This is a genomic window from Cytobacillus sp. NCCP-133 (assembly GCF_026011715.1).
Taxonomy (GTDB): Bacteria; Bacillota; Bacilli; order Bacillales; family Cytobacillaceae; genus Cytobacillus.
On sequence record NZ_BRVM01000040.1, the window covers coordinates 1 to 11,767 of the forward strand.

Annotated in this window: 6 protein-coding genes; all 6 read right to left on the reverse strand. The window is 40.1% G+C overall.

Features of this window, described 5'->3' with window-relative positions:
* Positions 1 to 438: 438 nt before the first annotated feature.
* The 6 genes from NCCP133_RS21380 to NCCP133_RS21405 all read right to left on the reverse strand — a co-directional run bounded on the left by NCCP133_RS21380 (position 439) and on the right by NCCP133_RS21405 (position 11,589).
* Positions 439 to 4,056, reverse strand: coding sequence for a recombinase family protein (locus NCCP133_RS21380; RefSeq protein WP_264807261.1), 3,618 nt, complete (start codon positions 4,054 to 4,056; stop codon positions 439 to 441).
* Between the two features lie 122 nt (positions 4,057 to 4,178).
* Positions 4,179 to 5,459 (reverse strand): recombinase family protein, encoded by a 1,281-nt coding sequence (locus NCCP133_RS21385; protein WP_264807262.1) that lies wholly within the window; start codon positions 5,457 to 5,459, stop codon positions 4,179 to 4,181.
* Positions 5,460 to 5,788: 329 nt separating this feature from the next.
* Positions 5,789 to 6,124: a hypothetical protein gene (locus NCCP133_RS21390; RefSeq protein WP_264807263.1), complete on the reverse strand. Its 336-nt coding sequence runs from the start codon at positions 6,122 to 6,124 to the stop codon at positions 5,789 to 5,791.
* A gap of 119 nt (positions 6,125 to 6,243) precedes the next feature.
* Positions 6,244 to 6,648, reverse strand: a complete 405-nt coding sequence (locus tag NCCP133_RS21395; protein WP_264807264.1) for a hypothetical protein — start codon at positions 6,646 to 6,648, stop codon at positions 6,244 to 6,246.
* Positions 6,649 to 6,685: 37 nt separating this feature from the next.
* Entirely contained in the window at positions 6,686 to 7,759 is a 1,074-nt protein-coding gene (locus NCCP133_RS21400; RefSeq protein ID WP_264807265.1) for a hypothetical protein, read from the reverse strand.
* A gap of 206 nt (positions 7,760 to 7,965) precedes the next feature.
* On the reverse strand, positions 7,966 to 11,589 hold the full coding sequence (locus tag NCCP133_RS21405) for a recombinase family protein (protein ID WP_264807266.1): 3,624 nt from the start codon (positions 11,587 to 11,589) through the stop codon (positions 7,966 to 7,968).
* Between the last annotated feature and the right edge of the window lie 178 nt (positions 11,590 to 11,767).

An 11,767-nucleotide genomic window follows, 5' to 3' on the forward strand; every position in this document is an offset into this window, starting at 1 on the left:
AGGTACTTCCATTTTACATTGAAAACGGTGGTCTTTTTTATGATTTTGATCTATTTACTACACTAGGCACCTTTTTTGGGCTAGCCTTTTCGATACAATACTGATTGTATTTGGCAAGTAAAAAATGTATGAAATGGCATCTAATTATGCATGCCACTTGCTCCTCCAGATTATCGGTTTTGTAATGACTCTCGCCGTGAGTCGACGCGGATAAAAATACGCAAAATATAAATTAAAATATCCGAGTTTCTACTATTATATAGACGGGAATTCTTACTCCTCTTCCCCTCTAATTTCTCGATTCATTTTTATGGCGAATATCACCCCAAAAAACGCAAAAAAATGGCCCACCTCCCTGCATGGAGATGAGCCTGATTGGTCATTTTTCTTCTATATAAATGAGCTTTTTTGTTAGATTAATAGATTGCTAGATTACACTTATTCCTGAGCTTCTTTTACTTGATAAGCATATTCTCTAATGTTCGGTGCCCTTTTTTGCAGGAAGCGTTCAAACGTTCCTTCGTTAAACAATGGCATAACTATTCTATCAACAAGCTTTGTTTTTCCGATTTGCATTCTTTCCTGCATGAATACTAACATCTCTTTTACCGTCCTAGGTTCATGGCAGTACTCGATAAGAGCCGCTACTTCTGGCCCTCGAAGAAGTGCTTCGTGTTTTTCTTTAAACTTCGCCCACCTCTGTTTTTCACATTGTTCTTGAAAAGTTGCATACACTTCGTGTGTCGTCCATTCCAATCCAAAACGCAAATGATACACAATCCTTCCATCTTTATAAACGGCCGCATGGTTCACAACGTCAGTGTAAATCTCAGTTGGGAAGGCTTTCGATTCACTTTTTATATAAGCTTTCAATTTTTTCATAAATCGCTTGAGTGCTTTTCGTTCCTCTTCTGCTTTTTCTTTCCGATCTCTAAAAGCTGAAAGCCTCTCATACATGGCACACAGCTTTTCAGTCATTTGGTCGACACGCTCTGTATTTCGTCCCTGTCCATGAAGGCTTTCATCAACCACCTTGTACAGTTCTTGATTCAATGCTTGAACTTCTTGTTCCAGCTGTTCTTCTTTGGCTTTCTCTTCTGGCGTTAAGTCCATCTGTTCAATGGCCTGCTCCGCCTTCTGGTAGAATGTAGAGTCCTCATAAATATTCTTTAACAGGTGACGAAAATGTTGCTCATAATAGTCCTGGTTAAGAGCCATGGAATCACAAGGCTCATGAACATGATAGTGTGGAAAGCCTGCTCGATAACAGACCCAATAATGTTGATAATAGTCACCATTTTTTCGTGGTCTTTTATTCGCATAATGGACCACTTGTTTTGTGCATTCCCCACAAATCACCTTATCTAAGAATGCCTCATTCTTCTCCTCATTGATTTCCGGCAAAGGAGCTGAACGTTTCTGCTTGATCACTTCCGCTCGCTCATCTAAGATTTTCTGTACTTCCTCCCATTTTTTCTTTGAAACAATTGGTTCGTGATGGTCTTCAATATAGTATTGAGGTTCTTGGCCTTCATTCAAAACATTTCTCTTTTGACCGTTTTGAAGGGCCACCGTTTGTTGGAATAAGTAATCTCCCTGATAAACCACGTTTCTTAAAATGTTCGTGACCGTTCTTGCTCCCCAGGTTGCATTACCAGTTGGGGTGGGAATCTTTCTCTCACTAAGATCCATCGCAATTTGACTCACAGTGGCTCCTTTTCGTACCTCTCTAAAGATGCGTCGGACCACGCTTGCTTCTTCTTTCACGATATGCCAGCGGTAATCATCGTCAATCGTATATCCGTAGTTTGGTACTTTCCGACGGATAATTCCTCGCTTAGCTTTGCTTCGGATGCCCCAAGCCATGGACCTACCCATACTGATACTTTCCTCTTGTGCAATGCTACCGAAAATGGATAACATCAAATCCGCTTGTGGGTCCGAAGTCCATATATTCTCGCGTTCAAAGTAAATGTAGGTGGGGTTCGGAAGCTGGCGAAGGTATCTCGTGATTTCCAGCGTGTCTTGAATATCTCTGCTTAGTCTGGAAATGGACTTGACCAACACGACATCAATTCGATTTCGTTCACAATCTTGTATGAGTCGATTCAATTCATCCCGATTTTTCATTGAGCGTCCTGATATCCCCTCATCTGCATAAATCCCTGCGAATTGATAATTAGGGTTTTTCAAAATCAAATACGTATAGTATGCAACCTGTGTTTTAAAGCTGGATTGCTGCTCGAGGCGGTCTGTGGACACTCGGCAATAAGCAGCTGTTCGTAATGGAGCTTTCGTATTTAATTGAGAAGAAGGAAGTTTGTTCACTCCCTCCATCGATGCTTCTATTGTATTCAGTATGGCTTTACTGTTATTGGGTTCAATCTTCAGTACCTCTCTTTTAGGGATAGACGATTCCCTTGCTTCCTTGTCCTTTTTAATTAATTCGCCTTTGTCATTTAGTAGTTTCAATTCAGATGTCACCTCCTTTGCTGTATGCTGTTCTTTACTAGGTGATGAATCTACTTTCTTTATAGGAGACCCAATGGTCGTCACCGTACCATCCAGCCATGTCACCTCATAATCTTGTTCAGTAGTAACCGATACACCGATTACCCATGCCCGAAAATGCTCCAATGTAACCTGTTCATAAAAGGCCTCCATGTCTGAAATGGTGTCCAGCCATTGAATGGTACTTGTTCGATACGGTCGTCCATCTTCTACACTTTCAATATGTGCTTCAAAAGCACGATAAGCTTCTTCTTTTTCCTCCATCTCTTCATCCGTATGAGTGTCTCGAGCCATCTCCATTTCGGTCAGCCACTTTAACCGATGAAACTCGAAATGATCTTGTTGGTTGGCAACCGTCAGTATTTTCTTGAGCGTACTGATTTGAACATGCTCGTCTGTCAAAAACTTAAGCTTGAAAGCCTCTACCATCATGTTTCGTAATTGTTGCTCTTTCAGTTCCGGCCCCTCACACACGTTAGCTTTCCTTGCATTGCACCGCCAGATATTACCGCTTCGCCTTCTAAGAACTCTGACGTGTTTCCCACAATGCTGGCAGATGACTTGTTTCTGAAAAGCATGTGGTTCTTTATGGGTCGGTTGCTTTCGTGGCGATGGATTGGGCGACCCTATCTTTTCTTGGACTCGGTCAAATACATCAATGCTGATGATGGCCGGATGTGTATTTTCAATTGTGATGGGGTCAAGCCTAGTCGTTTTTTGTTTGGTAAACAAATCAGAAGAATGCAGTCTGGCTACCTTATTACCGGTATAAGTAGGATTCTGCAACATATATTTAATCGTTTTTGTCCCCCATAGTTTCGAACCCTTCATGGTAAGAATCTCCCGTCGCATGAGTTCTCGACTAATCTCTAAAATGGACCACCCTTGTAGAAACCAATCATAGATTGAACGAACCACTTTTGCTTGGTCTTCATTAATTTCGAGGGTAGGTTGTCCATTCTGTTTGATTTTTCGATAGCCGTAAGTATCTACAAATTTAGGCCTACCTTTTTGCAAACTCTTTTCATAGCCCCATTTGGTAGAAGCAGAGATGGTTTCTATTTCTTCTTGGGCAAGTGCTGCATACGTGGTTAGGAGAAATTGATTGTATTCAACCGAGGTGTCTACCTTTTGCTCTTCAAAGTACACCCCGACACCCTTCTCTTTTAGCTCTCCTACAATCTTGATAAGGTGCTCCGCATTCCGAGTAAAGCGAGCTACATTTTTGGTTAATATAAAGTCGACACGGCCCTCATGTGCATGGCGGATTAGACGTTGTAATCCTTTTTGTTTAGTGGCATTCCTACCACTCGTTCCTTTATCAAAATACACACCAACGAATTTCCAATTTGGCTTACTCCGAATAAGATGTGTATAATGCTGGACTTGGTTTTCTAACGAATGTAACTGTATTTCTATATCCGTACTGACACGACAATAAGCAGCTACCCTAACTGGCTTATCCCCAATGAGCGGACTCTCGTTCCGTGCCTCGACTGGATCCCATAGCGTCCGGACCCACATGCCCTTTTGCAATTCATCCAATATAAAAACCCCTTTCCTATAAGTGATAATGGTTCGTGTCCATCTATCACTCACATCCCTAGAACGTTCAAGTACTTTTTTCGGGTGGAAAGAGGTTTCTATATTATTTGACTAAATTACGCTTATTTCACTTTCGGTATCTTCCGTTCTCTGGCACAGATGGTTCGCTTTACGCCACACTTAAACTGGAATTCTACCATGCGTTCCTTATAGATAATGCCCCGTTCAATGAGTGTCTTAAAAAGGGCTGCATCAAATTGACCGAAAGATTCAATGGTCTCTAATGTTTCCAAAAGCGTGGTCAATTGCTTCTCCAAGTAAAGCTGTTCTTGTCTGTTTTCTTCTAAACTATCTCGCTCTTGTTGTAGGATTTCTTGTTCGTAGATTAAATGCCGTAAGGTTGCATCGTAAATCGCATCGCTTGTGGCTGATTCTTTCGCAGCTAGTTGACTAATTCGGTCGCTTACCGCTTCGATTTGAGTATTCAGCTCCTCTAGCCGCTGTTGTTCCGGGGGTGAAAGAGACGCTTTTTGTATGGCTTGCTTTGCATCTTCTAACAAGTTGTCCTTATTCATTTTCATTTCTTGTAGTACATTCATAAATGTATTCTCGAGGTCTGCCTCATGAACATAGCTCGTTTTACAATGCTTATAGTCTGGATCCCGCCCTGCGGTGACTCGACATTGCCAGGCAGAAATGTAATACTTCTCCCCTTTCCTGCTTGAAGTCAACCTCCTCCTTATGACTGGTCGTCCGCATTCCCCACAATAGTACTGGTTGGAAAAGGGGCTGATATTGCTATAGTTCTGTCGATATTTTCGATCCGGGTCCCGCAGCATTAAATTTCGTCGTTTAAGTTCCTGTTGTACCGCTTCGAAGGTTTCTTCACTAATGATTGCTGGATGAGTGTTCTTCACAAAATATTGTGGTTGGATATCGCGGTTACGCACCCTCTTATGCGTTAAAAAGTCGATAGTAACCGTTTTTTGTGCGAGACAGTGGCCTTGGTACTTTTCCTGTTTCAGAATTTTTAAGACCGCATCACTAGTCCATGTTTTATTACCTTTCCCGGTCTTTAAACCATCTCTCGTTAAACCTTTAGCGATTGTTGCGGCTCCTTTCCCATCTAGGCACTCCCGAAAAATCCGTCGTACCACTTTTGCCTGTTCTTCATTGATGACGATTTCTCCATCTTCCGTTGTGTCATATCCAAGGAAGAACGTGGTCGGCATATGAACAATCCCTTGCTGGAATCGCTTCTGCACACCCCATTTCGTATTTTCGCTCACACTGCGACTCTCTTCCTGTGCCATCGATGAAAGGATGGTTAAAAAAAGTTCCGACTTGGAGTCTAATGTATCGATATTCTCCTTCTCGAAAAATACGCCAACTGCTGGACGCATATTTTTCAATTTCCTAATGACTGATATGCACGCCGTGAGGCTGGATGGATAAAAATACGCAAAATATAGATTGAAATATCCGAGTCTCTACTATTATATAGACCGATAATTCTTAGTCCTTCCCCTTCTATTTCCTCGGTTCATTCTTATGGCGAATCCCACTCCATAAAACGCAAAAAAATGGCCACCTTCCCTTATAAGGAGATGAGCCTGATTCGATTTGTTCTATTACTTTTTCTTCCGTCGCCCTAGTTCATAGCATTTTTTACAACAAAAAAATAAGCCCATTACCCGTTATTAAGGCAATGAGCAATATTACTATATTAAAGTTAAGAGGTTAACCCTGGAATACCAAGACCAAAGAAACTTGCTATAGTCATGAGAGACCCTGTGTTACCAATAATGCCACTTAGCTTTTTTAGGCACGTTTTAATTTTTCCAGAGTCATTTTTTTGAATGTTATCAGTTAAAGATTGGAAGTATATTTCCGCATCATCTTTTTCTTCAGCATCTTTCAGTTTGCTTATTTCTTGCTCGATATTTTTTAAGGCCTCTTTTATTTCGGTATTAGTTTGTATGTTAACTTGATGAACCTCATTGTGATCCCCTATGGAACTGTTCTGTGCCTCAACTTTAATATCTCTGTACTTGTTTTTTTCTCCCACTATTAAATCCCCCATTATTTGAAAGGTTACTTTTTGATCAGCGCCTAACAGTTCAGCAATTTCATCTACAGTAAAGCTTGTCCATAATTTTGAATTACTAAGGGAGCCCTCATTAGGATCTACAGAGTTATTGCTCTCCTTAATGCGAGTTTTTTTTTTACTTGAACATTATCTTTTTGCTGCTTTTTATAAGCCTCATTTATATAAAAGACTGGAAAAATATTATCTCGATTAAACGTGGTTTCTTCACCACAATATTTACATATAAGTTCATCGTTTAAAAAAGGAATTATACTATCTACAGTTTTAAGAGTACGGAAGCATTCTTCGCATCTTAACTCCCACGATAAAGTAATCCTTCCCTTCTTAGCCATTTCACTTAAATACTTAAAAGTAATATCCAGAGGGAGTGAGGTAGCCTTTGAAACATACGTTGGATAGAATTTGTTCAACTTACTAACAGCCAAACCATTGACGGTATCAAGTACCATATCTTCTACTTGCCAATCTTCAAATTGTTCCATGCCATATCCCCTCCTTTAATTACTGTATGCAGCAATTTTAAATAGTTGTTATTTTTTCTCTTACAAAATCTAAAGCTTTTTCTGTTGCTGGTGTATTAAACTTCACCGTTTTTGTTTTAATACCTACTTTTATAGAATACTCTTGTACAACACCATTTTCAACTACGTCAAACAGAATTGATCCTTTTTGCTTTTGGATATAGGGTTCAATGTAATCATATAACGGCAACCCCCTCAACTCTCTGATACTACCCAAACCTACAGTCTCAAGTCCACTCAATAACAAAGTAGTGAATGGTGTGGAAGAAAGAACTTCATTTAGTTCTTCATGATTTAACTTACTTTCAAGAGCATTTATGTCCTTATCGTTAAAGTAATCATCAAGTGCAGAAAGTACATTAACGATTGATTCTCCTTCTTCTTCCTTAAACTCGGTATCAGATCCTTCTGGTCTTCCAACTGTATCGATTAACTGCCCATCTAATGCATCCGCGAATCTCTCTACAGCATGTCCATATGGTGCTAAGGCATCCGTTTGTTCAAAAGCTATTTGTTGTTGTATTAAAATTGCCAAACTTGAGGCTACTTTCCTTGCATTTGTCGAGTTTGATCTTATTTCTACTATTCCTTTTTCCTCATCTATGTAAACAGTAGTAATTTCTTGTCTACTCCGTACATGTTGAGTATTTGCAAAATAACTTGTAGTTGTTCCCGTACTATGTATAAATCTTAAGTAATATAATGTATCATTCCCTAAAGTTGCTCCACATATAATCTTAGGCTCAGAAGTTATCTCATTTTCATTAGGAATTCTGACTTCGCTAAAAGGGTCAAAATCCATTCCGGCTACAATTTTGTCCTTTGTACCAACTAAACTTTCATTAGTACTTAGATGAAACCATGCAAGAGAAGTATTTCCTACTAAAGCTTGTTCTTTTAATTTATCAAAAGCTTCTTGAGGCATACGAGCATAATTTGACCATATTTTATTAGTTAAATCCCCTGATGAACCTGTACTGTCTACTCCAATATCAGTGCATATCTCTCTCAAGGACGTGTTTGGTAATCTGTTTATATCTTGCGGAAATATTATATCTTTAACAGAGTTCAAAGTAAAAACCACCTTTTATTTATATACATATTTTAACAAAGATAGGCTAGGAAGTGTTATTTTTAATTATTAATTTCTTTCATTTATTTTACCACTCTTTATTTTAGGTATTTCTAAGAAAATTAAATGGCATATATGAAATCATCAAAACTAAAACAAAAAAGAACCCACCAAGCAGCTGCATCAGCCTACTCAGTGGGTTCTCATTACTTCTTCACCATATAATATTTTCGCTTACTTTGACTGCCTGGTATAAAATCTTTCTCCAACTTCCCTTCTTCCAATAATGGCAGTACAATGCTCTTTCTGAAATAGGATTCTGAGATTGTCATCTTCGTGTTCATAAAGGTTAGGATTTCTCCCCATCTCCGTGGATTCTCACAATATTCCAGTAAGGCAGTTACTTCTGGTCCTTTCAAAAACGCTGCCTGTTTTTCTTTTCGTCTTGCATGCCTTTCCGCTTTTCTTTTCATTGAAATCATTTTTTGATAATCTTCATATCTTTCGTCCGTCGACCACTCTAAGCCGAGGCTTAAATGGTAGACAATCTTACCATCTTTATAGACCGTGGCCTGTTCAATAAACTGTTCATAAAGATCTGTAGGGAAAGCCTGGTTCGTGTCATCGTCCAGCTTTCTTATTTGCTTCATCAGCTCTTTAAATTCATTCTTGTAATGCTCCGCCAGCTTTTTGCGGTCAGAGAAGTCTTTTAATTGCTGGTGCAACTTCACTATTTCTTCACTGAGCTCGTCCACCCTTTGGTGATCCTGCCCGTCTTGATGCAGCTCTTCATCCACCGCCTCATATAAGGCTTGATTCAGCTGTTCCATCCTTTCCTGTACCGCTACTTCTTGTTGTAGCTCCTCGGCACTTAACTCCGTTTGAGCAATGACCTTTTCTACTTCTTGCTGAAATGTCTCGTCTTGTTCAAGTCCTTTTAATAGATTAATAAAGTGCTTTTCAAGATAGTCTTGATGAAAACGTTGGGATGAACACCCGTTCACAGCGTAATATTTCTCCGCCAACCTACATACCCACCGGTTGATTTCGCGTGTGCCCCTTGAACCCCTTCTTTCAAAGCTCCGTTCATACCCTAAGACATTACCGCATTCCCCACAAAACATGTTCTCTGTGAAAGAGGAGTTTTTACGTTGGTCTTTTGAATACCTTTGATGGTTCCGCTGCTCGAAAGCTTCGCTGCGTTGTTGGATAATGGTTTGGACCTTCTCCCAATCTTCTGGATCAATAATAGATTCGTGATGTCCTTCAATATAATACTGCGGTAATTCGCCCTGATTTGTAGCTGTCTTTTCTTCTAATGTATCCAAGGTGATGTATTTTTGAAAAAGGTAATCTCCCTTGTAGACCACATTTTGCAAGATACCCTTCACCGTGCTAAGACTCCATACCTCTTTTCCTTTTGGGCTAGGTACACGATCGCTTGTTAATCCTGTAATGATTTGGGTGTAGTTTTTCCCTGCCTGAATATCAGTGTAAATGCGCCTTACGACTTTGGCTTCTTCCTCCTGGATGATCCATTCATGATTCTCTCCAATCCGATATCCATAATTGGCGTTTCCTACTTTAATGATGCCCCGCTTGGCCATACTTCTTTTTCCCCATGCGATAGAGTTGCCAATATTAATACTTTCCTCTTGAGCAATACTTCCGAAGATTGTAATTAACAATTCACTATCGGCATCTTCTGTATGAATGTTCTCTTTCTCAAAATAAATGTGAACCGGTCGAGGAAGTGACTTCAATAACCGCACCGCTTTTAACGTTTCTAAGGTATTCCTGCTAAACCTTGAAATGCTTTTGCAAAGGATTAAATCGATATTCTCACGAGTACATTCATCCATCAGCTTTTTGAAATCCGTTCGATTTTTAAGGGATTTTCCTGATATCCCCTCATCCGCAAATATCCCAGCAAATTCGTATCGAGGATCTTTGAGGATTAAATACGTATAGTAAGCTACCTGTGTTTTATAACTGGTTAGCTGCTCTTCACGATCCGTAGATACCCTACAATAGGCAGCAGTTCTAAGTGGTTTTATAACCGGCTGGTTTGTTGTTGGGGAGGGATGGTCACGCAAGTTCATTTCTATCGTCTTCAACATGCTTTGCCCTTTTTTCGGTTCAATTTTGATGACTTCTCGTTCCATAAGTGCTTGCATGCTTTCCTCACTCCTTTCTTTCAAGTGTCCTTCTGCATCAATGACCTTATACAGCGGTTCATGCTCTTGATGCTTTTGAAACTTCTTGTTTGGCTTACTTTCATGAATCTCTTCTTTCTGTAGATTATCAGGCATCTCTCCAACGATGTTTTCTGTGCCATCGACCCACTCAATGCGATAATCATCTTGAGAATAAATGACCGCTCCCATCAACCAAGCCCTGAGATGTTCAATCGCAATGGTTTCTAGAAACTCCTCTACATTTTGAACCGTCTCAAGCCAACTCAATGTTTGGTTCCGAAAAATTCGATCGTCTTCAATCCTGGCGATGTGTTGCTCAAACTCTTTATAGGCTTGTTCTACTTTGGCCAGCTCACCCTTCCCTTCTTTTGCTAACTCCAGTTCAGTCATCCACCTTAACCGATGAAACTCGAAATGGTCCTTCTGATTTATCTCTTGGAGCACCTTCCTAGCCACATCAAGAACGGAAGGGTTCGTCATATCAAATTTCTGTTTGAATCCCTCCAGCAAAATCTCCCTCAAACGGTCTTCTCTAATCGATGTAAAATCACAGGCACCGATATCACTCGCTTGGCACTTCCAATAGTTCACCCTTCTTGTTGGATAGTTGTTCAACCGATAGCCACAGCGGTGACAGTTCATTCTCCCTGAAAGACAATGTTTATTCCCTTTTGGCCCTGTGGACTTCCTCTTAGGCTTAATTTCTTCTAAGCGTTTCTGTGTCTGTTCAAATACTTCCATACTAATGATAGGAGGGTGACAATTTTCAATCGCAATTTCATCTCTCATATGTTTGGTGGTTTTATTGGTGAAAAGATCTTTGGTTCTTACTCTCGTTAATTTGTTCCCGGTATAGGTGACGTTCGTTAAAATATGTTTTACGGTCGAGCCTCTCCACAGGTCTTTGCCAACCGATGTTTTTATCCCTTGACGCATTAATTCACGTGCAATTTCAGCCATGGTCATTCCTTGCAAAAACAAGTCAAAAATAAGGCGAACAATCGCTGCTCCTTCTTCATTAACTTGAAGGGTATTTCGTCCGTCTTTTTCTACCAAATCATAACCAAGCATTTTATTGTATCGAGGGAGGCCTTTCTTGAAGTTCTTTTCAAACCCCCACCTGGTTGATGTTGAAATGGTCTCGATTTCTTCTTGGGCAAGGGCTGCATACGTACTTAGAAGAAATTTATTATATTCGACGGATGTATCAATATGCTCTTTTTCAAAGAAGATCCCAACTTTCATTGCATTCAGCTTTTCTACGATCGTCAGTAATTCCTCTGCATTTCGTGAAAGCCGTGATACATTTTTGGTTAAGATGAAATCCACTCTTCCTTCTTCACAATGGCGAAGCAGACGCTGCAATCCCCGCTGTCCTTTAGCACTAGCTCCACTTTTCCCGTTATCGACATACACTCCGACAAACTTCCAATTGGGCTTTTCTCGAATTAGGTGGGTATAGTGACTTACCTGATTTTCAAGAGAGCGCAATTGTACGTCTAAAGAAGAACTGACCCGGCAATAAGCAGCAACTTTCACCTGCTTTTCGCCAATCAAAGGGCTTTCTTCTCGAGCCTTCACTGGATCCCATAATGTCCGGACCCACATTCCTTTTTGGAATTCATTCAACATAAAAACCCCTTTCCTATAAGTGATAATGGTTCGTGTCCATCTATCACTCACATCCCAAGAACATTCAAGTTCTTTTTCTGGGTGGAAAGAGGTTTATGTTTTATTTAATTACTCAACTTTCGCAGAGTGAAATCGGCAAATAAGCCTTGATGTAACTGGGCAGACCGCCAATCCAAAG

Excerpts from the sequence above, each read along its gene's own strand:
- NCCP133_RS21385 (WP_264807262.1), bottom strand. The coding sequence starts at position 5,459 with ATGCGTCCAGCAGTTGGCGTATTTTTCGAGAAGGAGAATATCGATACA.
- NCCP133_RS21395 (WP_264807264.1), bottom strand. The coding sequence starts at position 6,648 with ATGGAACAATTTGAAGATTGGCAAGTAGAAGATATGGTACTTGATACC.
- NCCP133_RS21405 (WP_264807266.1), bottom strand. The coding sequence starts at position 11,589 with ATGTTGAATGAATTCCAAAAAGGAATGTGGGTCCGGACATTATGGGAT.